The organism is Streptomyces sp. NTD91 (assembly GCF_059510455.1).
Map to the genome: position 1 here is coordinate 15,428 of NZ_JCAJZW010000050.1, position 26,974 is coordinate 42,401.

At 73.8% G+C, this 26,974-nt stretch carries 25 protein-coding genes and 4 pseudogenes; 13 read left to right on the plus strand and 16 right to left on the minus strand.

Annotation, left to right across the window (positions count from 1 at the left end; genetic code table 11):
* Window positions 1-218: 218 nt before the first annotated feature.
* From AC5WRT_RS33460 to AC5WRT_RS33470, 3 genes and pseudogenes are all read right to left on the minus strand, one after another.
* Window positions 219-581, minus strand: a pseudogene (locus AC5WRT_RS33460) (ABC transporter permease); the annotation flags it as partial.
* Window positions 582-646: 65 nt separating this feature from the next.
* Window positions 647-1,393 carry an ABC transporter ATP-binding protein gene (locus AC5WRT_RS33465; RefSeq protein ID WP_496097874.1) on the minus strand — a complete coding sequence of 249 codons (747 nt, stop codon included), beginning with the start codon at window positions 1,391-1,393 and terminating at the stop codon, window positions 647-649.
* Window positions 1,390-1,680: an SHOCT domain-containing protein gene (locus AC5WRT_RS33470; protein ID WP_496097875.1), complete on the minus strand. Its 291-nt coding sequence runs from the start codon at window positions 1,678-1,680 to the stop codon at window positions 1,390-1,392. The genes AC5WRT_RS33465 and AC5WRT_RS33470 overlap by 4 nt, the downstream gene beginning before the upstream one ends.
* 166 nt (window positions 1,681-1,846) lie before the next feature.
* On the opposite strand from AC5WRT_RS33470, the gene AC5WRT_RS33475 reads away from it, so the two are divergent.
* Together AC5WRT_RS33475 and AC5WRT_RS33480 are read left to right on the plus strand one after the other, a co-directional pair.
* Entirely contained in the window at window positions 1,847-2,461 is a 615-nt protein-coding gene (locus AC5WRT_RS33475; protein WP_496097876.1) for a TetR/AcrR family transcriptional regulator, read from the plus strand.
* Between the two features lie 53 nt (window positions 2,462-2,514).
* Window positions 2,515-2,885 (plus strand): annotated as a pseudogene (locus AC5WRT_RS33480) (DUF4865 family protein); the annotation flags it as partial.
* Between the two features lie 93 nt (window positions 2,886-2,978).
* Here the strand turns inward: AC5WRT_RS33480 and AC5WRT_RS33485 are convergent.
* Window positions 2,979-4,217, minus strand: a complete 1,239-nt coding sequence (locus AC5WRT_RS33485; RefSeq protein WP_496097877.1) for an ROK family protein — start codon at window positions 4,215-4,217, stop codon at window positions 2,979-2,981.
* A 36-nt stretch (window positions 4,218-4,253) separates the two neighbouring features.
* Window positions 4,254-4,911: pseudogene (locus AC5WRT_RS33490) on the minus strand (alpha-ketoglutarate-dependent dioxygenase AlkB family protein).
* Between the two features lie 79 nt (window positions 4,912-4,990).
* Here AC5WRT_RS33490 and AC5WRT_RS33495 point away from each other — a divergent pair.
* Entirely contained in the window at window positions 4,991-6,124 is a 1,134-nt protein-coding gene (locus AC5WRT_RS33495; RefSeq protein ID WP_496097878.1) for a methyltransferase, read from the plus strand.
* 23 nt (window positions 6,125-6,147) lie between these two features.
* Here AC5WRT_RS33495 and AC5WRT_RS33500 read toward each other — a convergent pair whose 3' ends face one another.
* Complete coding sequence (locus AC5WRT_RS33500) at window positions 6,148-7,008, minus strand: class II fructose-bisphosphate aldolase (RefSeq protein WP_496097879.1); 861 nt, start codon at window positions 7,006-7,008, stop codon at window positions 6,148-6,150.
* A gap of 31 nt (window positions 7,009-7,039) precedes the next feature.
* On the minus strand, window positions 7,040-7,921 hold the full coding sequence (locus AC5WRT_RS33505) for an SIS domain-containing protein (protein WP_496097880.1): 882 nt from the start codon (window positions 7,919-7,921) through the stop codon (window positions 7,040-7,042).
* A 126-nt stretch (window positions 7,922-8,047) separates the two neighbouring features.
* On the opposite strand from AC5WRT_RS33505, the gene AC5WRT_RS33510 reads away from it, so the two are divergent.
* On the plus strand, window positions 8,048-8,827 hold the full coding sequence (locus AC5WRT_RS33510; protein WP_496097881.1) for a DeoR/GlpR family DNA-binding transcription regulator: 780 nt from the start codon (window positions 8,048-8,050) through the stop codon (window positions 8,825-8,827).
* Between the two features lie 25 nt (window positions 8,828-8,852).
* On the opposite strand, the gene AC5WRT_RS33515 is transcribed toward AC5WRT_RS33510, so the two are convergent.
* Entirely contained in the window at window positions 8,853-9,248 is a 396-nt protein-coding gene (locus tag AC5WRT_RS33515; protein ID WP_496097882.1) for a luciferase domain-containing protein, read from the minus strand.
* Window positions 9,249-9,676: 428 nt separating this feature from the next.
* Here AC5WRT_RS33515 and AC5WRT_RS33520 point away from each other — a divergent pair, with 428 nt between their 5' ends.
* Window positions 9,677-10,855, plus strand: a complete 1,179-nt coding sequence (locus AC5WRT_RS33520) for an MFS transporter (protein ID WP_496097912.1) — start codon at window positions 9,677-9,679, stop codon at window positions 10,853-10,855.
* An 86-nt stretch (window positions 10,856-10,941) separates the two neighbouring features.
* Window positions 10,942-11,682, plus strand: coding sequence for a maleylpyruvate isomerase family mycothiol-dependent enzyme (locus tag AC5WRT_RS33525; RefSeq protein ID WP_496097883.1), 741 nt, complete (start codon window positions 10,942-10,944; stop codon window positions 11,680-11,682).
* Here the strand turns inward: AC5WRT_RS33525 and AC5WRT_RS33530 are convergent.
* A complete protein-coding gene (locus AC5WRT_RS33530) occupies window positions 11,669-12,073 on the minus strand; it encodes a MarR family winged helix-turn-helix transcriptional regulator (RefSeq protein WP_496097884.1) in 405 nt (134 codons plus the stop codon). The genes AC5WRT_RS33525 and AC5WRT_RS33530 overlap by 14 nt on opposite strands.
* A 376-nt stretch (window positions 12,074-12,449) precedes the next feature.
* Between AC5WRT_RS33530 and AC5WRT_RS33535 the strand changes: the two genes are divergently transcribed.
* A complete protein-coding gene (locus tag AC5WRT_RS33535) occupies window positions 12,450-12,734 on the plus strand; it encodes a DUF6332 family protein (RefSeq protein ID WP_496097913.1) in 285 nt (94 codons plus the stop codon).
* Here the strand turns inward: AC5WRT_RS33535 and AC5WRT_RS33540 are convergent.
* From AC5WRT_RS33540 to AC5WRT_RS33550, 3 genes and pseudogenes are all read right to left on the minus strand, one after another.
* Entirely contained in the window at window positions 12,695-13,360 is a 666-nt protein-coding gene (locus tag AC5WRT_RS33540) for a response regulator (protein WP_496097885.1), read from the minus strand. The genes AC5WRT_RS33535 and AC5WRT_RS33540 overlap by 40 nt on opposite strands.
* A 21-nt stretch (window positions 13,361-13,381) precedes the next feature.
* Window positions 13,382-14,572, minus strand: a pseudogene (locus tag AC5WRT_RS33545) (sensor histidine kinase); the annotation flags it as partial.
* Window positions 14,573-14,702: 130 nt separating this feature from the next.
* Window positions 14,703-15,395: a TetR/AcrR family transcriptional regulator gene (locus tag AC5WRT_RS33550; protein ID WP_496097887.1), complete on the minus strand. Its 693-nt coding sequence runs from the start codon at window positions 15,393-15,395 to the stop codon at window positions 14,703-14,705.
* A gap of 126 nt (window positions 15,396-15,521) precedes the next feature.
* Between AC5WRT_RS33550 and AC5WRT_RS33555 the strand changes: the two genes are divergently transcribed.
* Window positions 15,522-15,971 (plus strand): nitroreductase family deazaflavin-dependent oxidoreductase, encoded by a 450-nt coding sequence (locus AC5WRT_RS33555; protein ID WP_496097888.1) that lies wholly within the window; start codon window positions 15,522-15,524, stop codon window positions 15,969-15,971.
* A 102-nt stretch (window positions 15,972-16,073) separates the two neighbouring features.
* Here the strand turns inward: AC5WRT_RS33555 and AC5WRT_RS33560 are convergent, their stop codons facing one another.
* Window positions 16,074-17,318: a geranylgeranyl reductase family protein gene (locus tag AC5WRT_RS33560; protein ID WP_496097889.1), complete on the minus strand. Its 1,245-nt coding sequence runs from the start codon at window positions 17,316-17,318 to the stop codon at window positions 16,074-16,076.
* A 141-nt stretch (window positions 17,319-17,459) separates the two neighbouring features.
* Here AC5WRT_RS33560 and AC5WRT_RS33565 point away from each other — a divergent pair, with 141 nt between their 5' ends.
* Both AC5WRT_RS33565 and AC5WRT_RS33570 read left to right on the plus strand, forming a co-directional pair.
* Complete coding sequence (locus tag AC5WRT_RS33565; protein WP_496097890.1) at window positions 17,460-18,815, plus strand: dipeptidase; 1,356 nt, start codon at window positions 17,460-17,462, stop codon at window positions 18,813-18,815.
* A gap of 62 nt (window positions 18,816-18,877) precedes the next feature.
* Window positions 18,878-19,582 (plus strand): MBL fold metallo-hydrolase, encoded by a 705-nt coding sequence (locus tag AC5WRT_RS33570; protein ID WP_496097891.1) that lies wholly within the window; start codon window positions 18,878-18,880, stop codon window positions 19,580-19,582.
* Between the two features lie 20 nt (window positions 19,583-19,602).
* On the opposite strand, the gene AC5WRT_RS33575 is transcribed toward AC5WRT_RS33570, so the two are convergent.
* Together AC5WRT_RS33575 and AC5WRT_RS33580 are read right to left on the minus strand one after the other, a co-directional pair.
* Entirely contained in the window at window positions 19,603-20,646 is a 1,044-nt protein-coding gene (locus tag AC5WRT_RS33575; protein WP_496097892.1) for an NUDIX hydrolase, read from the minus strand.
* 141 nt (window positions 20,647-20,787) lie between these two features.
* A complete protein-coding gene (locus AC5WRT_RS33580; RefSeq protein WP_496097893.1) occupies window positions 20,788-20,982 on the minus strand; it encodes a hypothetical protein in 195 nt (64 codons plus the stop codon).
* 511 nt (window positions 20,983-21,493) lie between these two features.
* Here AC5WRT_RS33580 and AC5WRT_RS33585 point away from each other — a divergent pair.
* The gene (locus tag AC5WRT_RS33585; RefSeq protein WP_496097894.1) at window positions 21,494-22,264 is read left to right on the plus strand and encodes a maleylpyruvate isomerase family mycothiol-dependent enzyme; all 771 of its coding nucleotides are present in this window, start codon (window positions 21,494-21,496) and stop codon (window positions 22,262-22,264) included.
* Window positions 22,265-22,489: 225 nt separating this feature from the next.
* Window positions 22,490-24,511: an NPCBM/NEW2 domain-containing protein gene (locus AC5WRT_RS33590; protein ID WP_496097895.1), complete on the plus strand. Its 2,022-nt coding sequence runs from the start codon at window positions 22,490-22,492 to the stop codon at window positions 24,509-24,511.
* A 158-nt stretch (window positions 24,512-24,669) separates the two neighbouring features.
* Here AC5WRT_RS33590 and AC5WRT_RS33595 read toward each other — a convergent pair whose 3' ends face one another.
* The gene (locus AC5WRT_RS33595; RefSeq protein WP_496097896.1) at window positions 24,670-25,620 is read right to left on the minus strand and encodes an ROK family protein; all 951 of its coding nucleotides are present in this window, start codon (window positions 25,618-25,620) and stop codon (window positions 24,670-24,672) included.
* Between the two features lie 264 nt (window positions 25,621-25,884).
* Here AC5WRT_RS33595 and AC5WRT_RS33600 point away from each other — a divergent pair, with 264 nt between their 5' ends.
* On the plus strand, window positions 25,885-26,934 hold the full coding sequence (locus AC5WRT_RS33600) for a LacI family DNA-binding transcriptional regulator (RefSeq protein WP_496097897.1): 1,050 nt from the start codon (window positions 25,885-25,887) through the stop codon (window positions 26,932-26,934).
* Window positions 26,935-26,974: the final 40 nt, after the last annotated feature.

The following is a 26,974-nucleotide window of genomic DNA, read 5'->3' on the forward strand; positions in this document are numbered from 1 at the left end:
CGCACTCCCCGGGCGCGGGGAACTGCGCGACCAGCCACCGGCCGTCGCGCAGCCGCACGATCTCAGCCAACCCCACCGGCGGCGCCGGGACGGCGCCGCCGGTGCAACTCCAGGGGCACGGGGAATTCCGGGTCCAGTCACTGCCCACCCACAACCGCCCACGGGCCGGACCGAGCCGGACCGAGCCGGACCGTGGGCGATCGGCCGGCACGACGCAGTCACTCCGTTGCGACGGCCCGCAGCACGTCCAGCCGTCCCGCCCGTCGTGCCGGGCGCAGACCGGCGAGGGCGCCGGCGAGGAGGCCGACCAGGGCGACCACCGAGAGACGCGCGGGCGCGAGGGCGAAGGCGAACGCCGTGTCGCTCGCGGCGTCGGAGGCCTTCACCAGCACCCAGCCCAGACAGGCGCCGAGAACGAGCCCGCCCGCCGTGCCGAAGGCGGCGACCAGCACCGACTCCCAGCGGACCATGGCCCGCAGTTGGGCCCGGGTCTGTCCGACGGCCCGCAGCAGACCGAGTTCACGGGTGCGTTCGTGCAGCGCGAGGGTCAGCGTGTTGGCGACGCCGAGGAACACGGCGAGGAAGGTGCCGGCGAAGCGGCGCCGGTGCGTGCGCAGGGAGGTCAGGCCGAGCCGGAGCGATGCGTTCATGTGCGCACCTCGAAGGCCTTCATCCGGTCCAGGACCCGGTCCGCGGTGGGCGATTCCATTCGGTCGACCAGCCGTCCGTCGGCGAGGAAGAGGACCTCGTCGGCGTGTGCGGCGGCCACCGGGTCGTGGGTCACCATGACGACGGTGCGGTCCGTCTCCCGTACGGCGGAGCCGAGGAGGCCGAGCACCTCGGCGCCGGAGCGGGAGTCGAGGTTCCCGGTCGGCTCGTCGGCGAAGACCACCTCGGGCCGACCGGCGAACGCCCGTGCCACGGCCACGCGTTGCTGCTGGCCGCCGGAGAGCTGCGCGGGCCGGTGGTGCAGCCGGTCGCGCAGTCCGACGACGCCGACCAGCGCGTCGATCCATTCCGGATCGCCGCGCCGGCCGGCCAGATCCAGGGGCAGGGTGATGTTCTCCGCGACGGTCAGCGTCGGCACCAGGTTGAACGCCTGGAACACGAAGCCGACCCGGTCGCGGCGCAGCAGGGTCAGGCGCCGGTCGTCCAGCGTGCCGAGTTCGGTGTCGCCGATCCAGGCGGCGCCGGACGTGAGCGTGTCGAGGCCGGCCGCGCAGTGCATGAGGGTGGACTTGCCGGAGCCCGAGGGGCCCATGATCGCGGTGAACCGCCCGGCGGGGAAGGCGACGGCGACGCCGTCCAGGGCGCGCACGGCGGTGTCGCCACCGCCGTACACCTTCACCGCTTCCACCACGCGGGCCGCGGCCCGTGATGCGGTCGCCGTCATGCCGCACCACCCTTGCCGGTGCGGCCGAACTGCTCCTCCAGGACGGACAGTCGGCGCCAGTACTCGTCCTCGTCGATCTCGCCGGAGGCGAAGCGGCGGCCGAGGACGGCGAGCGGCGAGTCACCGGCCGGGCGGCCGCCGTCCGCCGGCCGCCACGGACCGCCCCGGCCGCGCCAAGCGGTGCGGCGCAGGACGGTGACGGCGCCGAGCACCACGACCGCCCAGATCAGCGGGAAGAACAGGATCCACGGGCCGGGTCCGCCGTGCCAGTCGGCCAGGGTCTGCATCTCGGGTCACTTCCTTGTCGGTTGCGCTGTGCGGGGATGACACGAGACTCCCTCCGGGGAGGGGCGCGGGGCGTCGTGCGGACGGCGGCAGTGCGGGTACCTCCCGGGGAGTACGACCGAAGCGGCGGACTGCTCCCGCGGACCCCGGCGAATTGTAACTACTGATATGTACAGTGAGGGCATGAGGAGCACCTCGGAACGACTGATCGAGTCCACCCGTGAGTTGCTGTGGGAGCGCGGGTACGTGGGCACGAGCCCCAAGGCGATCCTGGAGCGCGCCGGCGCCGGACAGGGCAGCATGTACCACCACTTCAAGGGCAAGCCGGACCTCGCCCTGGCGGCGATCCGGCGGACCGCGCGAGAGCTGCGCGAGGCCGCCGAGCGGGTCCTCGGCGGTCCGGGCACGCCGTACGAGCGCATCGAGGCGTATCTGCTGTGTGAGCGTGACGTGCTGCGCGGCTGCCCCGTCGGCCGACTGACCATGGACCCGGACGTGATCGCCAGCGAGGAGCTCCGGGCGCCGGTGGACGAGACGATCGCGTGGATCCGGGAACGGATCGCGGGAATCGTCGAAGAGGGCAAGCTACAGGGGCAGTTCGCGTCCTCTCTGGACGGCGGGGAGATCGGCGCCGTCGTCCTCGCGACCGTGCAGGGCGGCTATGTCCTCGCCCGCGCCTCCGGTTCCCCCACCGCCTTCGACGCCGGCATCCGCGGACTGCTGTCCCTGCTCGCGCCCAGGACTCCCGGACAGCACGCGCACGGGGACGACCATCCCGCCTGAGACGCGGGATCTCGGACCGAGCGGTGATCCGCGACCGGAGAGAGGACCGGAACATGCACGCCATGCAGTACGGGTTCACCCTGCCCGCCGACTACGACATGGGCGTCATCCGCTCCCGCGTCGCCCGTGTCGGGCATGTGCTGGACGACTGGGACGGCCTCGGCATCAAGACGTACCTCCTGCGCGAGCGCGGGGTGCACGGCTCGCCGGTGAACCAGTACGGGCCGTTCTACCTCCGGAACACGGTGGAGGGCGTGAACGGCTCCTGTGGGGAGGAGCCTTCCAGGGGCCGGTGAACGACTTCGGGCGGCCCGCGGTCCGGCAGTGGACGGGCCTGGCGTTCGAGGAGGGGGCCGCGCGTGGGTCCGCGCCCCGGTTCGCCGTACGACGGCGCGGCCCCGTCCCGGACGGCGTGGAGCTGGCCGGAGCGGCCCTGTGGAGCCTCACGGACCCGGCCCTCACCTGACTCCGCGGCTCGGGAGGCCGGGACGGATGTGCCCGGCCCGCGCCGGACGGGTCAGCGCAGCGCCGTCAGCGGGTCGTCCAGCACGGGCTGCCAGGCCAGTTCGGCCGCTCCGACGAGGCTGTTGTGGTCGAGCGTGCAGGGCAGGATCGGTACTCCGCCGCTCTGCCCCCACAGGCTGCGGTCGGCTACGACGGCCCGCAGCCGTTCGGGGTCGGCATCCAAAAGGGTGCGGTGCAGGCCGCCGAGGATGATGCGGTCGGGGTTGAGGATGTTGACCAGTCCGGACAGACCAAGGCCCAGCCGGTCGATCAGTGCCTCGGTGGCCCTGCGGACGGCCGGGTCGTCGTACTGGGTGCGCAGCAGGTCGTTGGCCTGCTGGAGCAGGGACATCTCGGGGCCCGGCTCGCGGCCGGCCTCGACCAGCAGGGCCAGCGGGTCGGCCTCGACGTCCAGGCAGCCGCGGCCGCCGCAGTGGCAGGGCCGGCCCTCGGGGTTGACGGTGAGGTGGCCGACCTCCAGGGCGAGGCCCGAACTGCCGGTGTGCAGGCGGCCGTCCAGCACCAGTGCGCCGCCCACCCCCCGGTGTCCGGTGGCCACGCACAGCAGGTCCCGGGCGCCCCGGCCGGCGCCGTGCCGGTGTTCGGCGAGCGCGGCGAGGTTGACGTCGTTGCCGGCGAACGCCGGTCCGGCGATGCCGGCCTCGCGCACGCGCTCCGCGAAGATGCCCCGGACCGGGGCGCCGACGGGCCAGGCCAGGTGCAGCGGGTTGAGGGCGAGACCGTCGGGCTCGGCCACGGCGGACGGTACCGCGAGGCCGGCGCCGACGCAGCGGCGGCCGGTCGTGCGCAGCAGCTCCGCGCCCGCCTCGACGACGGTGCCGAGCACCTTCGCCGGGTCGGCGTCGACGGCCTCGCAGCCCGGCGCGGTCGCCACGATCTCCCCGCCGAGGCCGACCAGCGCGGCCCGGAAGCCGTCGGCGTGGACCTGGGCGGCGAGCGCCACCGGGCCGTCCTCGGCGACCTTGAGCCGGTGCGAGGGGCGGCCCTGGGAGCCGGCCGCCGCACCCGGCCGGGCGTCCACCCGGATCAGCCCGAGCGCCTCCAGCTCGGCGGCCACGGCCCCCGCGGTGGCCCGGGTGACGCCGAGTTCCGCGGTGAGCACGGCGCGGGTCGGCGCCCGCCCGGTGTGCACCAGCGCCAGCGCGGGGCCGAGGGCGCCGCGCCCCCGGTCCAGCCGCGCTCTCGAGGTGGTCCTCTCCCCCGCCGTCCGGGGATCCGCCTTGCCGCTCATGAGGGGGAGTCTCCCATGATCCGCAGGTGCGGTCGGCTACCGGCCGCTGACCCGAAGTGTGATGTTCGAACGTCCGGACAGGCTCAGCCCGTCCGGCGCGGTGCCCGCGTGCACCCGCGGGACCCCGTGGTAGGCGAGCCGCGACGGCCCGCCGAACACGAACAGGTCGCCGCTGCGCAGCTCGACGTCCGTGCAGGGCACGTCCGTGCAGGGCCTGGAACGCGTCGCTGTGTTCCCGAACCGGAAGACACAGGTGTCGCCCAGACTCAGCGACACCACCGGCGCGTCCGCCCTCGCGTCTGTCCCGGTGCATGCCCGTGCGGGCGTCGCCGTCGCAGAAGTTGATCAGTGCGATGTCGTACGCGTACGGCGGCTGCGGGCCCAGCGGGGCGACGGCAGCGCAGCGGCCCAGCTCACCGAGCCGGCCGGGGAAGGGCTTCACGGGGGCGCCGTCGCCGTCGACGGCCGTGCGGGGGTATCCGTACGGGTACCAGTGCCGGCCCAGGCAGACCTGCCGGGCGGTCATCGTGCCGCCGCCCGGGGTGCGGACCGTGCGCAGTCCGGCCGGCGGCCGCGCCCACCTGCGGCAGGCGGCGAGCAGCTCGCGCCGCGCGCCGGTGTCCAGCCAGTCCGGGACGTGCACGGCGCCCGGCGCGACCTGGGCGCGCTCCCTCGCAAACAGCTCCGCGTCCACACGCTCCATCTTGCCGCAGGTCCGCGCCACCGTGGCTGAGCTGCGGCTCCGCTAGCCTGGGGGCACGATGAGCGACCGTATGACGACACCGTGGGGCGAGGTCGAGCTGGCCCGCTTCCCCGACGACCCGCGCGACCGGCTGCGCGCCTGGGACGCCTCCGACGCGTACCTGCTGCGGCATCTGGCCGAGGAGGGGGTGCCGCTCACCGGCTCGGTCGTGGTGGTCGGGGACCGCTGGGGTGCGCTGGTCACGGCGCTCGCGGGGCGCCGGCCGACGCAGATCACCGACTCCTTCCTGACTCAGGAGGCGACCCGGGCGAATCTGGCACGGGCCGGTGTCGAGCCGGGTGAGGTCCCGTTGCTGACCACGCAGGATCCGCCGCCGGAGCGGGTGGACGTGCTGCTGGTGCGGGTGCCCAAGAGCCTGGCCCTGCTGGAGGACCAGCTGCTGCGGCTGGCGCCGGCCGTGCACGCGGGCACCGTCGTCGTGGGCGCCGGGATGGTGAAGGAGATCCACACCTCCACGCTTCAGCTGTTCGAGCGCGTCATCGGCCCGACGCGGACCTCGCTGGCACGGCAGAAGGCACGGCTGATCTTCTGCACCCCGGACCCTGCGCTGGAACGGCCCGCGAACCCGTGGCCGTACCGCTACACCCTTCCGGACGATGCCGGAGCGGTCTCGGGCCGCACGGTCGTCAACCACGCGGGCGTCTTCTGCGCCGACCGCCTCGACATCGGCACTCGCTTCTTCCTGCGGCACCTGCCCGGCCCGGGCGCGGGCCGCGTGGTGGATCTGGGCTGCGGGAACGGCGTCGTCGGTACGGCGGTGGCGCTGGCCGATCCGACGGCCGAGGTGCTGTTCGTGGACGAGTCCTTCCAGGCGGTGGCCTCGGCGGAGGCGACCTACAAGGCCAACGGGGTGCCGGGGCACGCCGAGTTCCGGGTCGGCGACGGGCTGGCCGGGGTGGCGCCGGGCAGCGTGGACCTCGTGCTGAACAACCCGCCGTTCCACTCCCACCAGGCCACGACCGACGCGACGGCGTGGCGGATGTTCACGGGGGCGCGTCGCTCGCTGCGTCCGGGAGGCGAACTGTGGGTGATCGGGAACCGGCACCTGGGGTACCACGTGAAGCTGAGGCGGCTGTTCGGCACCTGTGAACTGGTAGCGAGCGACCCGAAGTTCGTGGTGCTGAGGGCGGTCAAGAAGGGCTGAGCCGCCTTGCCGGTGCCGGGTGGTCAGCCCGGGCACCGGGAGAGCACGCCGATGATCCGCCGCACCTCCTGTCCCATCGCCTCCCGACCCACGCTCAAGTACGTGCGGGAGTCGACGGCCCCGGGGTCCGCCGCGAGGTACCCGCGGATCGCGCCGGTCATGGCGGCGTTCAGCGCGGTGCCGACGTTGACCTTGGTGATGCCGCCGTCGACCGCCGCGGTCAGCCCGTCGTCCGGGACACCGGAGGAGCCGTGCAGGACGAGCGGGACGGGCAGTGCGGAGGCCAGTCGTCCGAGCAGGGCGTGGTCGAGGGTGGCGGTGCGGGTTGTCATCGCGTGCACGCTGCCGACGGCGACGGCGAGCGCGTCGACGCCGGTGCCGGCCACGAAGTCGCGGGCCTGGTCCGGATCGGTGCGGGCGCCCGGCGCGTGCGCGTCCAGCGGGGGACTGCCGTCCTTGCCGCCGATCTGCCCCAGCTCGGCCTCGATCCACAGCCCTTGGGCATGCGCCCAGTGGACGGCGGCCCGGGTGGCGGAGAGGTTGTCGGCGTACGGCAGCCGGGCCGCGTCGTACATCACCGAGCTGAAGCCCGCGTCGGGCGCCTGGCGCAGCAGCTGGTCGCTCTGGACATGGTCGAGATGCAACGCGACGGGCACGGCGGCGCGTTCGGCGGCGGCGACCGCGGCCCGGGCCAGCGGCAGCAGCCGCCCGTAGCGGAACTTGACGGCGTTCTCGCTGACCTGGAGCACGACGGGCGCGCCGGCCGCCTCGGCGCCGGCGACGACGGCCTCGATGTGCTCCAGGGTGATGACGTTGAACGCGGCGACGGCGGATCCGGTGGCGGCGGCTGCGGTGACCAGCTCGCCGGTGGACGTGAGGGGCACGGCGGGTGTCCTTCCGGGTGCGGGCCGGGTGTCAGGGCGCGAGGATCACCGAGCGGGTGAGGTGGCGCGGCTGGTCGGGGTCGAGGCCGCGGGCGGCGGCGACGGCGATCGCGAGCCGCTGGACGCGGACGAGTTCGGCGAGCGGGTCGAGCCCGCCCTCGACCCACAACCCGCCGGTGGCGCGGACCTGCCGGGCGAGTCCTTCGGGCGCAGCGCCGAGCATCCAGGTGGCGGTGCCCTCGGTGGTGATGCTGATCGGGCCGTGCCGGTACTCCATCGCCGGGTACGCCTCGGTCCAGGACAGTGAGGCCTCGCGCATCTTCAGCCCGGCCTCGCTGGCGAGGCCGACGGTCCAGCCGCGCCCGAGGAAGGTGAACTGGGTGCAGTCGGCCAGCCCTTCGGGAAGGGGAGTGGCGAGGGCCGTGCGCGCGTCGGCCACGACGGAGTCGGTGTGCAGGCCGAGGTGGGCGCGCAGAAGGGTCAGGGCGGTGGTGGCGAACCGGGTCTGGACGACGGAGCGTTCGTCGGCGAAGTCCAGGACGACGAGGTCGTCGGCGGCCGCGGCCACCGGCGTGTCCGGATCGCCGGTGACGGCCGTGGTCCGCGTCCTGCCCCTCAGCTCCCCCAGCAGATCCAGCACTTCGGTGGTGGTTCCGGAGCGGGTGAGGGCCACCACCCGGTCGTACGACCGCCCGTGCGGGAACTCGGAGGCGGCGAACGCGTCGGTCTCGCCCATGCCCGCGCCCTCGCGCAGGGCCGCGGCCGCCTGTGCCATGAAGTACGACGTCCCGCAGCCCACGACCGCGACCCGCTCCCCCGGCCCCGGCAGCGCGTTCCGGTACCGCGCCGCCTGCTCTGCGGCCCGTGCCCAGCACTCGGGCTGGCTGTTCAGCTCGTTCTCGACATGGCTCATGGCCATACCCTCCCGCTCGCTGATTGTTCCTGCAAGATATAGCGACCTTTCAAGCACAATCAAGCAATGGAGCGCAGGTCGCGGTGCGCTAGGGTCACCGGGAACACATCGGAACGGAGGCTGCGGATGTCCCGGGACGCCCGCTGGAAGGCGCTGCTGGAACTGCTCGTCGAGCGCGGCCGACTGGACGTCGAGGAGGCGGCGGCCGAACTGGAGGTCTCGGCGGCGACGATCCGCCGGGACTTCGACCAGCTCGCCGAACAGCAGATGCTGGTGCGCACCCGGGGCGGAGCGGTGGTGCACGGGGTGTCGTACGAGCTCCCGCTGCGCTACAAGACGGCCCGCCGTGCCCCGGAGAAGCAGCGCATCGCCAAGGCCGTGGCCGATCTCGTCGCGCCGGGCGAGGCGGTGGGGCTGACCGGCGGCACGACCACCACGGAGGTGGCCCGCGCCCTGGCCGTGCGCGGCGACCTGGCCTCCGGATCGCCCGGGCTGACCGTCGTCACCAACGCGCTCAACATCGCCAACGAGCTCGCCGTACGGCCCCAGTTCAAGATCGTGGTGACCGGCGGGGTGGCGCGCCCGCAGTCGTACGAGCTCATCGGCCCGCTCGCGGACGGGGTGCTCGGGCAGATCACGCTCGACGTGGCGGTGCTCGGGGTCGTCGCCTTCGACGTCACACACGGCGCGGCGGCCCATGACGAGGCGGAGGCAGCGATCAACCGGCTGCTGTGCCGGCGCGCCGAGCGGGTGGTGGTCGCCGCGGACTCCAGCAAGCTGGGCCGGCGTGCGTTCGCCTGGATCTGCGCGGCGCAGCTGGTGGACACGCTGGTGACGGACACGGCGGCGGCGCCGGAGACGGTACGCCGCTTCGAGGAGGCGGGCGTCCGGGTCGTCACCGTGTGACGGGCGGCGTGTCGCGGCCCTCGGCTCAGATGCCGCCGAGGTCGGCCTTCACGAAGCCCGCGCCGCGCTGGTCGTTGCAGCCCACCTGTGGCCGTCCGAGCGGTTCGGACGAGGTCTGCTGGGCCTGGAGCGCCACGCTCACCAGGGTCAGCAGCAGATCGACGTCGCTCGCCGCGTCGAGGCGCAGGGTCACCCACTGCGAGCCGGGCACGATCCGGATCGCCCCGGCGCCCCTGAGATCCTTGGCGAACCGGCGGATCGCCCGGTCGGTCAGCCGCAGATCGACATCCCGGTCCGAGTGGAAGTGGGCGATCTCGCCCCGGGCCGAACTCACCGCCTGTCCCAGGCCGCAGCTCGGGACCGCCTGGCTCAGGTCGGGCCAGGTCGCCAGATGCGCCAGCGCGCGCGAGGCCAACGTCATGGGGCCATCATGGACCGCTCATCCCTCGGCAACCAGCTCGTGAGCAAGCATTAACCGACCTGTATCCGACGGCGAAGCGCGTGCGGGGCGCCCGTGCAGCGCACCGAACGAGCCCGGCAGTGCGCCGCGTTGGCGCCGCCGCCGTACCGGCAGGATCCAAGTCGGCGCAGGTCGGCGGGCACAGCGGCCGGCTCGTGGCCCACGCGCCCGCCTCGTGGAGCGTCCGGGGCGGCCCGAGGAACGGCAGGAGGCGGTTGTCACCGAAGCGGGTGATGACGCACCCCCGGGCGTCTCGCCCAGTGAGATCGATCAGACCGCAGACGTGCGACCGGCGGGGGTCGCGCCTCCCCCGCTCCCTTGCCGCACCCCGCGCCTCCCCCTAGCCTGACTTTGTGCCGCTAATAAACAAATCCCGTCTGCACAGCGTCGTGCCGGGTGGCAACCGTGATCTCGCCCGGCTCCGGCTCGCCCTCACCGCCTTCTTCGCCCTCGACGGTTTCGTCTTCGCGGGCTGGGTCGTCCGCATCCCCGCCATCAAGCAGCAGACCCACGCCTCCGCCGGGGCGCTGGGACTCGCTCTCCTCGGCGTCTCCGCCGGCGCCGTCGTCACCATGGCCCCGACCGGGCGACTCTGCCGCCGCTACGGCAGCCATCCGGTCACCGTGGTCTGCGCCGTACTGCTCTGCCTCTGCGTCAGCCTGCCCCCGCTGACCCACTCCGCGCCCGCACTCGGCGCCGTACTCCTGCTCTTCGGCGCCGCCTACGGCGGCATCAACGTCGCCTTCAACAGCGCCGCCGTGGACCTGGTGGCCGCGCTGCGGCGGCCCGTCATGCCCTCGTTCCACGCGGCGTTCAGCCTCGGCGGCATGCTCGGCGCCGGTCTCGGCGGACTCGCCGCCGATGCGCTCTCCCCCACACGGCATCTGCTCGGCCTCACCCTGATCGGGCTGCTCGTCACCGCCGTCGCCGGGCGCACCCTGCTGCGGCAGGCGCCGCCGACACCCGGCGCCCGTACGCCCTGCGCGCACCCGGAGCCGGACCGTGCCGCGGCGCGACGGACCGCCGACCGGGGGCTGGTCGTCGTGTTCGGGCTCGTCGCGCTGTGCACCGCCTACGGCGAGGGCGCCATGGCCGACTGGGGCGCCCTGCACCTGCGGCAGGACCTCGCGGCGTCGTCCGGTGCGGCGGCAGCCGGGTACGCGTGTTTCGCGCTGGCCATGACCGTGGGCCGGGCGACCGGCACAACCCTGCTGGAGCGCCTCGGCCGCGCCCGTACGGTGATCGGCGGCGGCACGGTCGCGGCTTCGGGGATGCTGCTCGGCTCGCTCGCCCCGTCCGTGTGGGCCGCGCTCGTCGGCTTCGCGGTCACCGGGCTCGGCCTGGCCAACCTGTTCCCGGTGGCGGTGGAACGGGCGGGCGCGCTGACCGGGCCGTCCGGCGTGGCCGTCGCCTCGACGCTCGGCTACGGCGGCATGCTCCTCGGACCGCCCGCGATCGGGTTCATGGCCGACTGGTTCTCCCTGCCAGCCGCACTGACCAGCGTGGCGGCCCTGGCCGCCGTGGCCGCGGTCATCGGGGTGTGCACACGCCGGACCACGGGCACCTGACGCGCCGGCCACGAACGGGCGACCGGCCGGCTCGCCGCCGGAAAGCGGCGCCCTTCGAGCCCGCTCCATCCGGCACACTCGCGCCCATGGACACTGCCGACTTTCTTCAGACCCTGGACCGGGAGGGCCGGTTGCTGGCCGCTGCCGCCGAACGGGCCGGCACCGGCGCCGAGGTGCCGACCTGCCCCGACTGGCAGGTGCGGGACCTGCTGCGGCACTCCGGGATGGTGCACCGCTGGGCCGCCGCCTTCGTCGCCGAGGGGCACACCTCGTACCACCCCGACGGCGGGCTGCCCGACCTCGACGGCGGCGAACTGCTGGCCTGGTTCCGCGAGGGGCACCGGTACCTCGTCGACACCCTCGCCTCGGCCGCGCCCGACATGGAGTGCTGGCACTTCCTGCCGGCGCCGTCACCGCTCGCGTTCTGGGCACGGCGCCAGGCGCACGAGACGACGGTGCACCGGGTGGACGCGGAGGCGGCACGGGGCGGCACCCGGTCCGGGATCAGCCCGGCGTTCGCGGTGGACGGCATCGACGAACTGCTGCGCGGCTTCCACGCCCGCCCCAGGAGCAGGGTCCGCAGCGCCGAGCTCCGGGTGCTGCGGGTGCGGGCGACGGACAGCGACGGCGCGGTGTGGACCGTACGGCTGTCCGAGGAACCCCCGGTGGCCACGCGGGACGCGGCGGGCGAGGCCGACTGCGAAGTGTCCGCGCCAGCCGCCGAGTTGTACCTGGCGCTGTGGAACCGGCTGCCGTTCCCCCGGGTGACCGGGGACCGGGCCGTCGCCGAGCTGTGGCGGGAGAGGTCGGCCGTCACCTGGAGCTGAGCTCGCCCGCCAGCATCCGGGTCAGCACCGCGCGCTGCACCGGCCGTACCTCCTCGTGCAGCGCGCGTCCCTTCGCGGTGAGGGCCACCCGCACCCCGCGCCGGTCCTCGGCGCACATCGCGCGCTCGACCAGACCGTCCTTCTCCAGACGGCCGATCAGCCGGGACAGCGCACTCTGGCTGAGGTGGACGCGCTCGGCGATCTCCTGCACCCGGCGGGCGCAGCCGTCCGCCGGCACCGCCTCGGCCAGCAGGTCGAGGACCTCGAAGTCGCTGGCGCACAGGCCGTGTCCGTGCAGCACCCGGTCCAGCTCGCACTGGGTGCGGGCGTGCAGTGCGAGGATCTCCCGCCACTGCTCCACGAGCGCCTGCTCGGACCTGTTCGACGCCATGGGCGCACCGTAGCAGAGCAACAAGATCGTTGCATCGGAATTAAATGCGCTTACATCTCATGCATGCGCAAGCAATCTCGTCGGCATGACCTCTCCGCTCACCCCTTCGACGGCCCCGTCCCCGGTGGTCCGCTGGACTCCCCGGCTGTGGGGCACCCTGCTGGTGCTCTGCACGGCGATGTTCCTGGACGCGCTGGACGTGTCGATGGTCGGCGCCGCCCTGCCGTCCAGACGTTGGGCGCGCCGTCCGGCGCGACCAGTGCCCCGACAGGCGTACCCGGTCACGACGTTGGTGACCAGCTGGGCGGGGAACCTCCGACAGCGCGCCCGGCGGGGCCGATTGCTCCGCCGGGCGCGGGTATGTGAAGCTGGGAAAATGTACGCAGACGGGGGACGCCGTACCGAGGCGCAACGGGACGCGACGACAATCGAGATCTGCTACGCCCTGGTGAGCGCCGCCTTCGCCGGGGCAGTGCTGTTCGGGGCCGTGGCCGGGCCCGCACTGCTCCTCGACCTTCCGCATCTGCTGTCCAGGACCCTGCTGCGGCTCGGCGAGACGGGCGCCCTTGTCGTCTTCGCGGTCCGCGTGGTCAGCGTGCTGGTGCGTTTCCGGCGCTCCCCTCAGCCGAGCCAGCCAGGGCGTACCAGACCCGACTCATAGGCCAGGACAACGAGTTGGGCGCGGTCTCGGGCGCCCAGTTTCACCATCGTGCGGCTCACATGGGTCTTGGCGGTGAGCGGGCTGACCACCAGGCGTCGGGCGATCTCCCCGTTGGACAGGCCGATGCCGACCAGCGCCATCACCTCCCGCTCCCGCTCGGTGAGGTGGGCGAGGGCGTCCGCCGCCGCGGGTTCCTTGGAGCGGGCCGCGAACTCCGCGATCAGCCGGCGGGTGACACCCGGCGACAACAGGGCGTCACCCCGCACCACCGCCCGTACCGCGCGCAGGAGTTCGTCCGGCTCGGTGTCCTTCACCAGGAAGCCGGAGGCGCCGGAGCGGATCGCCTCGAAGACGTACTCGTCCAGCTCGAAGGTGGTGAGCATGACCACCTTCACGTCCTCCAGACCGGCTTCACCGGTGATGCGGCGGGTCGCGGCGAGGCCGTCCAGCAGGGGCATGCGGACGTCCATCAGGACGACGTCCGGCCGCAGTTCCCGCACCAGGCGCAGCGCCTCCTCGCCGTCGGCCGCCTCGCCGGCCACCTCGATGTCCGGCTGCGCGCCGAGCAACGCTCCGAAACCGGCCCGCACGAGCGACTGGTCGTCGGCGAGCAGTACCCGGATCACTGGTCCCCCCCTGAGGTGCGACGGCAGTACGGCGAGCACCCGGAAGCCTCCGTCGTCCCGCGGTCCCGCCTCGATGCTGCCACCGAGCACAGCGGCCCTCTCCCGCATACCGGCCAGCCCGTTGCCGCTGCCGCCGGCGTCGGCACCGGTGGCCGGCCCGTCGTCGTCGACGCGCAGCCGCAGCGCCCGGCCGTCGTGGGTGAACCGCACGCGGGCGTGCCGTGATCCGGAGTGCCGTACGACGTTGGTCAGGGCCTCCTGCACGATGCGGAAGGCGGCGAGGTCGGCGCCGGGCGCCAGGCGCGGCGGCTCGCCCTGGACCTCCACGGTGAGTCCGGCCGCGGCGGCATGCTCCACCAGCTCCGGCAACCGGTCGAGGCCGGGGGCCGGGGCGCGCGGAGCTGCGCCGGGGGCGCGCAGGGTGTCGAGGACCTGGCGGACCTCGCCGAGCGCCTCCTTGCTGGCGGCCTTGATGGTGGTGAGCGCGGCCCGCGCCTGCTCGGGGTCGCTGTCGAGCAGTGCGAGCCCCATGCCGGCCTGGACGTTGATGACGGAGATGCTGTGCGCGAGCACGTCGTGCAACTCGCGGGCGATCCGCAGCCGTTCCTCGTCCGCCCGGCGCCGCGCCGCCTCGGCCCGGTCGGCGCGCTCGCGCGCCCACTGCTCGCGCCGTACCCGGGCCAGTTCGGCCAGGGCGACGATCCCCAGCACCCAGGTGGCGGCGACGATCTCCTGCGTGAGCCCGGCGCCCCGGTCACCCGCGGGCGGGAGCCAGCGGTAGAGCCAGAGGGCGACCAGGGCGTGCCCGGCCCAGAGCAGGCCGACGGACGCCCAGGCGGCCCGCCGGTGCCCGGTGACGACCGCGCTGAAGCAGGCGACGGCGACGACCAGGAAGACCGGGCCATAGGGGTAGCCCGCGGCCAGGTAGCCGAGGGTCACCACGGCGGTACCGAAGGCCACGGCCGCCGGGTACCGGTGCCGCCACAGCAACAGCGCCGAGGCGACGAGCAGCAGCACGCGCCCGTAGCCGTCGAGGGGCACCCGGTGCGGCTGAGCGTGCCCGGCGAAATTGCTGCCGATCAGGACGAATACGGTGATCAGCGCGGTGGTGCGCCAGGGCCGGCGGGGCCGGTGCGCTTCCGCCTCGCCGGGCGCGCCCCGCCACGGCGGCCCGTGCCGCCACCACTGCCCCGGGGCGCGCTGCTCTTCCATGCAGGCCACGGTAGACGCCGCTCGTCGGCGCGGGCGTCAGCCGGGCGGGGTGAGCACTCGTACTCCACGGGGAGTACGAGTGCTTCCGTGCCGGCACGCGTGATGCCGCGGCGTGGGCCGTTCCGGGGCGTCAGGAGCGGTCGATCCCCACCTGGCGGGCGAGCCGGGACGCCGCGTGCCGGAAGAAGGCCGCCCGGTCCTCGATCACGTTGTTGAACTGGCCGAACAGCTCGAAGCTGACCAGCCCGAACAGCTGGGCCCAGGCCGCCGCGAGGGCCGCGACGGCTTCGGGGGGCAGCTCGGGCGCGAGGTCGGCGGCCATGCGCTCGGCCTCGGGCCGCAGCTCGCCGGGCAGGGGGAGGTCGGCGAGGCCGGTGTGCTCGTGGACGTCCCGGACGATGCCGATGAAGACCAGGCCGACGCGGGCGGCGGCCGGAACCGTGGTCTGCGGGGCGGCGTAGCCGGGCACGGGTGAGCCGTAGATCAGGGCGTACTCGTGCGGATGGGCGAGCGCCCAGCCCCGCACCGCCTCGCACACCGCAGTCCAGCGGCCCAGCGGACCGGAACCGGCCGCGGCGTCCCGCGCCCGTTCCGCCGCCTCGCCGAGGGAGTCGTACGCATCGATGATCAGAGCGGTGAGCAGTTCGTCACGGCTGGGGAAGTACCGGTACAGCGCCGAGGAGACCATGCCCAGTTCGCGGGCGACCGCCCGAAGCGAGAGCTTGGCGGCGCCGTCCTTCGCCAGCTGTCTGCGCGCCTCTTCCTTGATCGCCGCCGTGACTTCCCTCCTGGCCCGCGCGCGGGCTCCCTGTGTCGTGCTCATACGAGCAGTCTGCCAGATTCGAGAGCAGCGCACACGAAAGAGAGCACTGCTCTTGCTCTGGAGCACCTGCCTGCGCCACAATCGAGTCGAGCGAGAGCACCGCTCTCCCAAACCGTGGGGGTCACCATGTCGACACACGTCAAGAAGCCCGGCTGGTTCACCGTCAACGTCTTCAACCGGGCGGTCGCCTGGTTCACCCGGCGCGGCATCAGCGTCTGGGGGTCCCGGGTCCTCGCAGTGCGCGGGCGCAAGAGCGGCGAGTGGCGCACCACGCCGGTGAACCTGCTGACGGTGGACGGACAACAGTACCTGGTCGCCCCGCGCGGCCATGTGCAGTGGACCCACAACATGCGGGCGGCCGGCGGCGGCGAGCTGCGGCTGGGCAAGAACGTGGACGTGTTCACCGCCACCGAGGTCACCGACGACGACAAGGTGCCGCTGCTGCGCGCGTACCTCAGGCGATGGAAGGCGGAGGTCGGTGTCTTCTTCGACGGCGTCGGCCCCGACTCCCCCGACGATGAGCTGCGCCGCATCGCCCCCGACCACCCGGTCTTCCGGATCACGGTCACGAGCTGACCGCGTACGTCGCCGGACCGGACCGTCCCCCTGACCGAACACGCCGCCGGGCCGGCGCCGTCCCCCACCGGCCCGGTCCTCGGCGGCCCCGCGGGGTTCCGGTCAGGAACCGGCAGGGTCCTCCGCCGGAACCGCCGCCGGGCCCCGGTCCAGCGCGGTCAGGGCGCGGTGGGCGATCGGGTGGGTGCGGACCATGTCACCCAGCGAGGTCGAGCCCCGGGTGATGTCGCAAAACGCCTTCCATGCCGGGCGGAAACCGGTGAGGGCCGTATGGAAGAGGCCCGGGCGCTTCTCGAAAACGGCCAGCAGACGCTTGCCCACGCTCATCTCGACGCCGAGCCCGGCCTTGATCGCGAACGCGTAGTTCAGGGCCTGACGGCGGGCGTCGACCGCGTCGTGTGCCTCGGCGACGCGCACCGCCCACTCCCCCGCGAGCCGGCCCGAGCGCAGCGCGTAGGAGATTCCCTCACGGGTCCACGGTTCCAGCAGCCCGGCCGCGTCACCGCACACCAGCACCCGGCCCCGGGACAGCGGCGAGTCGTCGGCGCGGCAGCGGGTCAGATGCCCGGAGGAGACGGCCGGCTCGAAGCCGGACAGCCCCAGCCGGGCGATGAAGTCCTCCAAGTACCGCTTGGTGGCGGCGCCTTCGCCGCGCGCGGAGATCACACCGACCGTGAGGGTGTCGCCCTTCGGGAACACCCAGCCGTAACTGCCCGGCAGAGGGCCCCAGTCGATGAGGACCCTCCCCTTCCAGTCGTCGGCGACCGGCTCGGGGACCGGGATCTCCGCCTCCAGTCCGAGGTCCACCTGGTCGAGCTTCACCCCGACATGGGCCCCTATGCGGCTGGCGCTGCCGTCGGCGCCGACGACCGCGCGGGCCAGCACCGTCTCCCCGCCCTGCAGGACGACCGCGACCGTCCGCCGGTCCGGCACCGCCGAGCCGTGCTGCTCGACCCGCTGCACCGTGACGCCCGTACGCAGCTCGGCGCCCGCCTTCTGGGCGTGCTCGACCAGCTGCTGGTCGAAGTCGGGCCGGTTGATCAACCCGAACAGCATCTGCCTGGAGCGCCGGGTGCGGGTGAAGCGCCCGTTGTTGGAGAAGGTGACGGCGTGCACCCGGTCGCGCAGGGGCAGCTCGAAGCCGGGCGGCAGCGCGTCGCGCGACGGGCCGATGATGCCGCCGCCGCAGGTCTTGTAGCGGGGCAGCTCGGCCTTCTCCAGCAACAGCACGCGTCGGCCCGCGACCGCCGCCGCGTAGGCGGCCGAAGCCCCCGCGGGTCCCGCGCCCACCACGACGACGTCCCACACCCGCTGCACGCCGTCCGCCGAAGAGTTCTCGCCGCTCACGATGGTCTACCGCTCCGATCAAGCCGCTGCCGTGGTGTCCCCCGCATCCTACGGCGGCCGTCCCCGCAGGCCACTGTGGGAGGATCAGGGTGTACTCACCTGTGCAAGCAGTTCAACGTCGCACCCACGAGGAGCGTGCCCATGTCGTCGAATCCGGTCGCCGAGACCGTCGCCTCGCTGCTGCCCCGCGCCAAGGCGGAGCTGGCCGAGCTGGTCGCCTTCAAGTCGGTGGCGGACTTCACGCAGTTCCCGAGGAGCGAGAGCGAGGGCGCGGCGAACTGGGTCGCCGACGCGCTGCGCGCCGAGGGTTTCGTCGACGTGGCCCTGCTGGACACTCCCGACGGCACCCAGTCCGTGTACGGCTACCTGCCGGGCCCCGAGGGTGCCAAAACGGTTCTCCTGTACGCGCACTACGACGTGCAGCCCCCGCTGGACGAGGCCGGCTGGACCACCCCGCCGTTCGAGCTGACCGAGCGCGACGGCCGTTGGTACGGCCGCGGGGCCGCCGACTGCAAGGGTGGCGTGATCATGCACCTGCTCGCGCTGCGCGCCCTGAAGGCGAACGGCGGCGTACCGGTGCACGTCAAGGTGATCGTGGAGGGCTCGGAGGAGCAGGGCACGGGCGGCCTGGAGCGGTACGCCGAGGAGCACCCGGAGCTGCTGGAGGCCGACACCATCGTGATCGGCGACGCGGGCAACTTCCGCGTGGGCCTGCCGACTGTGACCACCACGCTGCGCGGTATGACCCTGGTCCGGGTCCGGATCGACACGCTCGCGGGCAATCTGCACTCCGGCCAGTTCGGCGGCGCCGCCCCGGACGCGCTCGCCGCGCTGATCCGCGTGCTGGACTCGCTGCGCGCCGAGGACGGCTCGACCACGGTCGACGGGCTCGACGCCACGGGGACGTGGGACGGCCTGGAGTACACCGAGGAGCAGTTCCGCGCGGACGCCAAGGTGCTCGACGGGGTGGAGCTGATCGGGGACGGCTCGGTCGCCGACCGCCTGTGGGCCCGCCCGGCCGTCACCGTCCTCGGCATCGACTGCCCGCCGGTGGTCGGCGCCACCCCGTCCGTGCACTCCAGCGCCCGCGCACTGATCAGCCTGCGGGTGCCGCCGGGCGTGGACGCGGCGGAGGCGAGCAAGCTGCTGGAGGCCCACCTCGCGGCGCGCACCCCCTGGGGCTCCCGGGTCACCACCGAGCAGACCGGCCAGGGACAGGCCTTCCGCGCCGACGCCTCCAGCCCGGCGTACCAGGCGATGGCCGACGCGATGGCGGTCGCCTACCCGGGCGAGACCATGCAGTACGCCGGCGAGGGCGGCTCCATCCCGCTGTGCAACGCCCTCGCGGGCCTGTACCCGCAGGCGGAGATCCTGCTCATCGGCCTGAGCGAGCCGGAGGCGCAGATCCACGCGGTCAACGAGAGCGTGTCCCCCGAGGAGCTGGAGCGGCTGTCGGTCGCGGAGGCGCTGTTCCTGCGCAACTACGCGGCGGGCTGAGCCCTTCTGCCGCCGGCAGAGCGCCCTCGTCCATGCGCGGGGGCGCCCCCTACGGTCGGCGCATGGACGTCATCGAAGTGCTCCCCCGGCTCCACCTCCTGCGCTTCCCGGTCGGCCAGGCCTGGCTCTGGCGCGACGGCGAGGAGCTGACGCTGGTCGACACCGGTCCGATCGGCGCCGGCAGAGCGATCGCCGATGCGGTCACGGCGCTGGGCCACGCCCTGGGGGACGTACGGCGGATCGTGCTGACCCACTTCCACGAGGACCACGTGGGCGGGGCGGGCGAGTTCGCCGGACTGAGCGGTGCCGAGGTCTTGGCGCACCCGCTGGACGCGCCGTTCGTCCGGGGTGAACTCCCCGGTCCTCCGCCCGAGTACGAGGAGTGGGAGCGGCCGATCCACGCGGCGGCGCTCCGGCGGTTGCCCGTGGGTACGCCCAGGCCGCCGGCCGCGTTGACCGAGGTGGTCGACGGCGCGCTGCTCGATTTCGGCGGGGGTGCACGGGTGCTGCACGTCCCGGGGCACACGGACGGCAGCATCGCCGTGTTCCTGCCCGCGCACGGTGTGCTGTTCACCGGGGACACGGTGGCCGCCTCGCCCGTCGACGGCACGGTCATGCCCGGGGTGCTCAATCTCGACCGGCCCCGGCTCCTCGCCTCCCTCGCCCGGTTGGCCGGGCTGGATGCGGACGTGGCCTGCTTCGGACACGGCGACCCGGTCGTCGGGAAAGCCGCCGCGGCCCTGCGCTCGGCGGCGGGCGCGGGCTGAGCGCACCACCCTGCGCCGGCTCAGCCGACCGGCACCCCCGCCTCCAGATACAGCGCGGTGCCGCGTTCACGGGCGCGCAGGGCCCAGCGCAGGCGCTCGAAACGCACCGGCGGCAGCAGGCCGGCGGCCTCCTGCTCCGTCACGAAGCGCCAGCCGCGCAGCTCAGGCCCCGGCAGCAGCACCCTCGACGCCTCGCCCGACTCCAGCCGGCCACCGTCGAACAGCAGCCGCAGCCCGCCGAAGCCGGGCGGAACCGGCCGTTCCCAGTCCACGACGAGCAGCCGGGGCACCTCCCGCAGCCGTATCCCGGTCTCCTCGGCGACCTCCCGCATGCCCGCACGGGCCGGTGCCTCACCGCGCTCCACCACCCCGCCGGGGAACTCCCAGCCGGGCTTGTAGGTGGGGTCCACGAGCAGCACCCGGTCCTGTTCGTCGAAGAGCAGCACCCCGGCGGCCAGGGTCTCGGCGGTCGGCTCGGGGGTCTGCACGATGTCACAGGGCGGTACGGCACCGCTGCCGACGGCCTCCGCGATGCGCAGGGCGGTGGCGTACGGGGTGAGGTCGCTGGTGTCCAGGAGGTGGGCGTCGGCGGTGAGCCAGGCGGCGAGGGCGGCACGGTAGGGCTCGATGTGGTCGTGGGCCCACTGCCGCTGCCGTATCTCGCCGTCGGGCAGACCGGACGGGGTCTCCCGGCCGGCTGTCCGCTGGCGCAGGATCGTTTCAGCCGGGGCGAGCAGCAGATGGTGCACGGCAATCCTGCGGGCGGCGAGGCCGCCGAAGATCTCGTCGCGGTACTCCTGGCGGAGCAGGGTCATGGGCACGACGAGGGTCCCGCCCAGCTCGGCCAGCAGCGCGGCCGCGGTGTCGACCACGAGCCGGCGCCAGATCGGCAGGTCCTGGAAGTCGCCGACCTCGGCGAGCCGCTTGGCCGGCAGCAGATGCGCGAGTCCCGCTCCGATGACCTCGGTGTCGAAGAGCGTGCTGTTCGGGATCAGTTCGATCAGTTCCCGTGCGGTCGTGGTCTTCCCCGCGCCGAACGCGCCGTTGATCCAGACGACGGTCACGGACTCCCCCTCCTGTGTCGGCCCCCTGAGGCTTGCCCGCTCCACCCTGCCACGGAAACCCCGCCCCGGTGAGGGCGCCGGAACGCGCGTGCCGGGGCCCCCGGCTGGGGACACCGGCACGCGCGCCCTGGCGGTCCGGGGCTACTCCTGACCTCCGAGAGCGCTGTCGTCGACGGCGAGACTGTCCTGGCCGACCAGGCGGCCGACCGAGTCGACCGTGTCCGAGACGTGCAGGTCCTTCACGGGGCCCTGCTCCGCCGCGTGCGAGGGGGTGATGGCGGCCACGACGAATCCGGTGGCCAGGGAGGCGATGGCGAGCATGCTGCGCTTCTTCATGCCCTGATCAACTGTGGACGCCGGCCGGGGGTCACGCGGATACCCGCGAGCGGACGAGCCGCGTCACCGGTCAGGCGGGCGGGGCGGGCGCCCCCCGCCGGGGAAGCGCGCGAAGACCGGGCCACCTCTCCGTCGGGCGCGCGCACGGAGGATGCCGGTCCGGCCGAAAACCGCTGGTCCGTGCCCGGATGCCACCGATATCGTCCGAGGTCCCGCCCTGCCCGCTCCCGTGGCAGGCCCCGACCGGAGACGCGGCCCGATGACCAGCTCACCCCCGTCGACGACGACCCTCCGGCGCCCGACGGGCCCCGGGGAACCGGAACCGGTCCGCACCCTCGCCCGGCGGGCCCGGCCGCCCCGGCTCCCGGAGCAGCAGCCGGTCTTCCGCCCGGTGCTCGAAGAGGACCCGGCATCCGGTCCGCCGGGCCGGCGGCGGGACGGTCCTGGTGCCGGCCGGCGGGAGGTCGGGCGAGTTCGGTGCCCGTACCGTCGAGGGTGTACGGGAGTTGTCGTGAACGGGCCGCCGGACTTCCGCGCCGGCGCAGGACGCGCCGAGGACGTCGTGCGGTCGGGCGACCGGCTCGCGCGGGCCGCGGCCGAGCTGTCCGACACGGGACTCCGCGCCCCCTCGCGGCTGCCGGGGTGGACACGAGGCCATGTGCTCGCCCATGTCACCCACAGCGTCGACGCCTACATCTGGCTCCTGCGGCTCGCCCGGACCGGCCGCGCGCCAGGCCCGCGCCCGGACGCCGCGGCGCCGGCCGCGGCCGGCGAGCGTGACGCGGCGCTCCCCGCCGTCCGGCTCGCGGACCGGCCGCGCGGGAGCCTGGACGGGTTCGCGACGCAGGCACGCGCACTGCCCGCACCCGCCTGGGACCGTCTGGTCCCCGCGCTGGCGGGCTGGCGGCATCCCGCCTGGTACCTCCTGCTGCGCTGCCTGCGGGAAGTGGAGACGCATCACCTCGACCTCGACGTCGGCCACGGCAGCGAGTGGTGGCCGGAGGGCTATGTCTCCTGGGCGCTCGACGACACCCTCACCACGCTGCGCGCCCGGGGCTTCCGGGTCGCGTCGGTGGAGGCCGTGGATCTCGGCCGCCGCTGGTCCGTGGCGGCCGAGGGGCCCTCGGTGGCCGGGGCCGGGCACCAGGTGCTCGGCTGGCTGAGCGGGCGTGCCCCGGCCGCCGTGCGGAGGACCGACGGCCCGGCCGGATCCCTCCCTCGCCCACCCGCCTGGCCCCAGCCCCCGCTGCCCGGATGGGGCCGCGTCGACGACCAGACCTGACCTGAAGAAGACAACACATCCCAACATCACACGACTCCGCAGCGCGAGGCCGCCGTGGCGCTGCGTGGTTCGACGGACTGTCGAACAGCCACAGCACACCTCTTCCAACACAGTCCGACAGGTCCTACCGTAAACGCGCACAGCTGACGCACACATGACACCCAGGCGCACGCAGGTGTCCGTACGGTCGTCAGCCACCTTTCGCGAGTCGGAGGAACGTCAACCATGCGTCACCCTCACACCCGCACCACCAGCCGAAGAGTGCTCGGAGCGCTCACCGCGGGCCTGCTCTGCACGGCGGGACTCACCGGCCCGGCCCTGGCGGCGCCCGCCGAGGCCCCCGTCGTTCCCAGCCTGGCCGACGGTCTCGCCCTCACCCCGCCCATGGGCTTCAACAACTGGAACTCCACGCACTGCCGCGCCGACTTCAACGAGAGCATGGTCGAGGGCATCGCCGACCTCTTCGTGGCGAAGGGCCTGAAGGACGCCGGCTACCAGTACGTCAACCTGGACGACTGCTGGGCGCTGCCGCAGCGCGACGCCGACGGCAAGCTGGTGCCCGACCCGGCCCGCTTCCCGCACGGCATCAAGTCCGTCGCCGACTACGTCCACTCCAAGGGTCTCAAGCTCGGCATCTACACCAGCGCCGGCACCAGGACCTGCAACAGCGCGGGCTTCCCCGGCGCACTCGGGCACGAGTACAGCGACGCGCGGCAGTTCGCCGACTGGGGCGTGGACTACCTGAAATACGACAACTGCAACAACCAGGGCGTCGACGCCAGGCAGCGCTACACCACCATGCGCGACGCATTGAAGGCGACGGGGCGGCCCATCGTCTACAGCATCTGCGAATGGGGTCAGTACAAGCCCTGGGAGTGGGGGGCGGACGTCGGTCATCTGTGGCGCACCACGGGCGACATCAGTGACAGCTGGGGGTCGATGCTGTCGATCCTGAAGCAGAACCTGCCGCTCGCCCCGTACGCCGGCCCCGGTCACTGGAACGACCCGGACATGCTGGAGGTCGGCAACGGCGGCATGACGGACACCGAGTACCGCTCGCACTTCTCCCTCTGGTCGGTCATGGCCGCGCCGCTGCTCATCGGCACCGACCTGCGCAAGGCCTCCCGGGCGACCTTCGACATCCTGGACAACAAGGAGGTGACAGCCGTCGACCAGGATCCGCTGGGCAAGCAGGGCACGGTCGTCTCCTCGGCGGGCGGACGCTGGGTGATCGCCAAGGAGATGAAGGACGGCAGCCGCGCGGTGGCCCTGTTCAACGAGTCGGGCACCGCCCAGCGCATCGCCACCACCGCGTCCGCCGTCGGCCTGCCCGACGCCACCGCCTACATCCAGCGGGACCTGTGGCGGCACAGCAGCTCCAACACGGCAGGCACCATCGCCGCCACCGTACCCGCCCACGGCACGGTCCTGCTGCGCGTCTCCGCCGACCCGCACTGGGCCGCGTACCCGCCCGCCACCGAACTGGGCCTGGACGGCGCCCCGTTGCTCGAGACCGGCGCCCCGACCACGCTGACCAGTACCGTGACGGACCTCGGCCGTACTCCCGCGCGCCGAGTCTCCGTGTCCCTGACCGGCCCCGACGGGTGGGCCGTACGGCCCGCGTCCACCACCACGGCCGACGCCCTCGCCACCGGCGGCACCCTGCGCACCGACTGGACCGTCACCGCGCCGGCCGGAACCCCGACCGGCTCCTACGGCCTCACGCTGCAGGCGCGTCATCTCTCACCGTCCGGGCAGCGAGTCACCGACACCCTTCCACTGACCGCGTCCGTCGTCGTCCGGCCGCCCGCCGGGACGTCGTACCTCAGCGACCTGCCGTGGCTGTCCGCGACCAGCGGCTGGGGGCCGGTGGAACGCGACACGAGCAACGGCGAGAGCGCGGCGGGCGACGGCCACCCGATCACCATCGGCGGCACGGTGTACGCCAAGGGCCTCGGCGTCCACGCGCCCAGCGACGTCTCCTTCTACACCGGCAAGTCCTGCACCAGGCTCACCGCGGACGTCGGGGTCGACGACGAGAAGGGCACGAAGGGAAGCGTGACCTTCGAGATCTGGGCGGACGGCACGAAGGCCGCCTCGACGGACGTCCTGACCAACGCGATGCCGGCCCAGCCGCTCGCCGCCGACATCACCGGCGCCCAGGTGGTCCGCCTGGTCGTCACCGACGCGGGGGACGGCAACGACTCCGACCACGCGGACTGGGCGGACGCACGCCTGAGTTGCTGACCACGGCGCCGGCCCAGGGGACGGTGAGGCCGTACGCGGCCGCGGGTGCGCGGGGGGCGCGCCCGGCGGCGGAGCCGCAAGCCGATACGGCCCCACGCCCCTCGGGGAGTCGCCGTGCCGTCAGCCTCCGGGCGCTGCCCCCCGTGCCGGCCCGCGCCTCACACCCCCGCCGTGGCGTCCGGCCGCCGGGCCAGCGCGGCCGCCGCCGCGCCGACCAGGCCCGCGTCCGTGCCCATCTGCGCCGGCACGACCGTGAGCCGCTGGACGAAGGACAGCGTCGCGTAGTCGGTGAGCGCCTTGCGCAACGGTGTGAAGAGGATGTCGCCCGCCTTGCCCACGCCTCCGCCGATCACGGCGATGTCGATCTCGACCAGGCTCGCGGTGGCCGCGATGCCGGCGGCGAGCGCCTGTGCCGCGCGCTCGAAGGAGGCCACGGCCACCGGGTCGCCCTCTCGGGCTGCGGCGGCCACGGCGGCGGCCGAGGTGTCGCCGTCGGGGCCGGGGCGCCAGCCCCCTTCCAGGGCGCGGCGGGCGATGTTGGGGCCGCTCGCGATCCGCTCCACGCAGCCCCGTGCGCCGCACGGGCACGGGTCCCCGTCGAGGTCGACGCTGATGTGGCCGATGTGCCCGGCGTTGCCGGTCGGACCCGGGTGGAGCCGGCCGTTCAGGACCAGGCCGCCACCCACCCCGGTCGACACCACCATGCACAGTGCGTTGTCGTGGCCGCGGGCGGCGCCCTGCCAGTGCTCGGCCGCCGTGATCGCGACGCCGTCGCCGATCAGCTCGACGGGGAGCCCACCGGTGGCCGTGCGCACCCGCTCGACCAGCGGGAAGTCCCGCCAGCCCGGCACGTTCACCGGGCTGACCGTGCCCGCGGAGGCGTCCACCGGCCCCGCGCTGCCGATGCCGACGGCGCCGGCGCGTCCCCACAGCGGCGAGCCGGCGAGCTCACCGAGCACCTCCTCGACGGCCCGCATGACCGTTTCGCGGTCCTGCTGGGCGGGCGTGCCGCGCTGAGCCCGCGCGAGTATCCGTCCGTCGCCGTCCACCAGCGCGCCGGCGATCTTGGTGCCGCCGATGTCCAGGGCCGCGACGAGGTCGGTGTGCATCAGAGTCAGATCTCCCCGTTGGAGCTCGAGAAACAAAGAGGCGCGGGCCGGTCGGGCGGTGGGGTGCGGGCCGACGGACAGCGGTGGACAGTCTCTCGCGCATCTGACAACGTTGTCCAGGCTCTATGCTCGAAGCCACATCCTCATACGAACCGCGGATCGGCGCACCACCGGGGGTGCGCCCGCCTCGTACGCGCTGGCGGCTCACCCCCCGGACGCACCGCCTCCGCGGTCGGACGGACGACAGGAACAGGACACCGAACCGTGCCCGAGACCACCCGCCGCGCAGACAGCCTTCCCGGCACCCGTTACGGCAACCGCCCGACCATGAAGGACGTGGCGGCCCGGGCCGGGGTGGGCCTGAAGACGGTCTCCCGGGTGGTCAACGGCGAGCCCGGCGTCACCCCGGACACCGAGCGCCGGGTGCAGGAGGCGATCGAGGCGCTGGGCTTCCGCCGCAACGACAGCGCGCGGGTGCTGCGCAAGGGCCGTACGGCGAGCATCGGCCTGGTCCTGGAGGACCTCGCCGACCCCTTCTACGGCCCCCTCAGCCGTGCCGTCGAGGAGGTGGCCCGGGCCCACGGCGCCCTGCTGATCAACGGCTCCAGCGCCGAGGACCCGGAGCGCGAGCAGGAACTGGCGCTGGCGCTGTGCGCGCGGCGGGTGGACGGCCTGGTGGTGATCCCGGCCGGGGACGACCACCGCTATCTCGAACCGGAGATCAGGGCGGGCGTGGCGACCGTGTTCGTGGACCGTCCGGCCGGGCGCATCGACGCCGACGTGGTCCTCTCCGACAACTACGGCGGTGCCCGGGACGGCGTCGCTCATCTGATCGCCCACGGCCACCGCCGGATCGGGTTCATCGGTGACATGCCGCGTATCCACACCGCCGCCGAGCGGCTGCGGGGCTACCGGGCGGCCATGGAGGACGCCGGGATACCCGTCGAGGACGCCTGGATGTCCCTCGGGCAGACGAACCCGGAGCGGGTGCGCCGGGCGGCCGAGGAGATGCTCTCCGGTCCCGCACCGGTCACCGCGATCTTCGCCGGCAACAACCGGGTGACGGTCACGGTGATCCGGGTGCTCGCCGAGCTGTCCCGACGGGTCGCGCTCGTCGGCTTCGACGACATCGAGCTGGCCGATCTGCTGCGGCCCGGCCTCACGGTCGTCGCCCAGGACGCGGCCGCCCTCGGCCGTACCGCCGCCGAGCGCCTCTTCCGGCGGCTGGACGGCGGCCTGGTCGCACCGGAGCGCATCGAGCTGCCGACCCGGCTGATCACCCGCGGCTCGGGCGAGCTGCCGCCGGCCGACTGACCCTCCCGTATGACCGGTCGCGCCTTCGGCGGGCTCGGCC

What these genes read in the sequence shown, in the direction of transcription:
- AC5WRT_RS33465 (WP_496097874.1), bottom strand. Translation starts at nt 1,393, where the DNA reads ATGACGGCGACCGCATCACGGGCCGCGGCCCGCGTGGTGGAAGCGGTG.
- AC5WRT_RS33470 (WP_496097875.1), bottom strand. Translation starts at nt 1,680, where the DNA reads ATGCAGACCCTGGCCGACTGGCACGGCGGACCCGGCCCGTGGATCCTG.
- AC5WRT_RS33475 (WP_496097876.1), top strand. Translation starts at nt 1,847, where the DNA reads ATGTACAGTGAGGGCATGAGGAGCACCTCGGAACGACTGATCGAGTCC.
- AC5WRT_RS33485 (WP_496097877.1), bottom strand. Translation starts at nt 4,217, where the DNA reads ATGAGCGGCAAGGCGGATCCCCGGACGGCGGGGGAGAGGACCACCTCG.
- AC5WRT_RS33495 (WP_496097878.1), top strand. Translation starts at nt 4,991, where the DNA reads ATGACGACACCGTGGGGCGAGGTCGAGCTGGCCCGCTTCCCCGACGAC.
- AC5WRT_RS33505 (WP_496097880.1), bottom strand. Translation starts at nt 7,921, where the DNA reads ATGAGCCATGTCGAGAACGAGCTGAACAGCCAGCCCGAGTGCTGGGCA.
- AC5WRT_RS33510 (WP_496097881.1), top strand. Translation starts at nt 8,048, where the DNA reads ATGTCCCGGGACGCCCGCTGGAAGGCGCTGCTGGAACTGCTCGTCGAG.
- AC5WRT_RS33515 (WP_496097882.1), bottom strand. Translation starts at nt 9,248, where the DNA reads ATGACGTTGGCCTCGCGCGCGCTGGCGCATCTGGCGACCTGGCCCGAC.
- AC5WRT_RS33525 (WP_496097883.1), top strand. Translation starts at nt 10,942, where the DNA reads ATGGACACTGCCGACTTTCTTCAGACCCTGGACCGGGAGGGCCGGTTG.
- AC5WRT_RS33530 (WP_496097884.1), bottom strand. Translation starts at nt 12,073, where the DNA reads ATGGCGTCGAACAGGTCCGAGCAGGCGCTCGTGGAGCAGTGGCGGGAG.
- AC5WRT_RS33535 (WP_496097913.1), top strand. Translation starts at nt 12,450, where the DNA reads ATGTACGCAGACGGGGGACGCCGTACCGAGGCGCAACGGGACGCGACG.
- AC5WRT_RS33550 (WP_496097887.1), bottom strand. Translation starts at nt 15,395, where the DNA reads ATGAGCACGACACAGGGAGCCCGCGCGCGGGCCAGGAGGGAAGTCACG.
- AC5WRT_RS33555 (WP_496097888.1), top strand. Translation starts at nt 15,522, where the DNA reads ATGTCGACACACGTCAAGAAGCCCGGCTGGTTCACCGTCAACGTCTTC.
- AC5WRT_RS33565 (WP_496097890.1), top strand. Translation starts at nt 17,460, where the DNA reads ATGTCGTCGAATCCGGTCGCCGAGACCGTCGCCTCGCTGCTGCCCCGC.
- AC5WRT_RS33570 (WP_496097891.1), top strand. Translation starts at nt 18,878, where the DNA reads ATGGACGTCATCGAAGTGCTCCCCCGGCTCCACCTCCTGCGCTTCCCG.
- AC5WRT_RS33580 (WP_496097893.1), bottom strand. Translation starts at nt 20,982, where the DNA reads ATGAAGAAGCGCAGCATGCTCGCCATCGCCTCCCTGGCCACCGGATTC.
- AC5WRT_RS33590 (WP_496097895.1), top strand. Translation starts at nt 22,490, where the DNA reads ATGCGTCACCCTCACACCCGCACCACCAGCCGAAGAGTGCTCGGAGCG.
- AC5WRT_RS33595 (WP_496097896.1), bottom strand. Translation starts at nt 25,620, where the DNA reads ATGCACACCGACCTCGTCGCGGCCCTGGACATCGGCGGCACCAAGATC.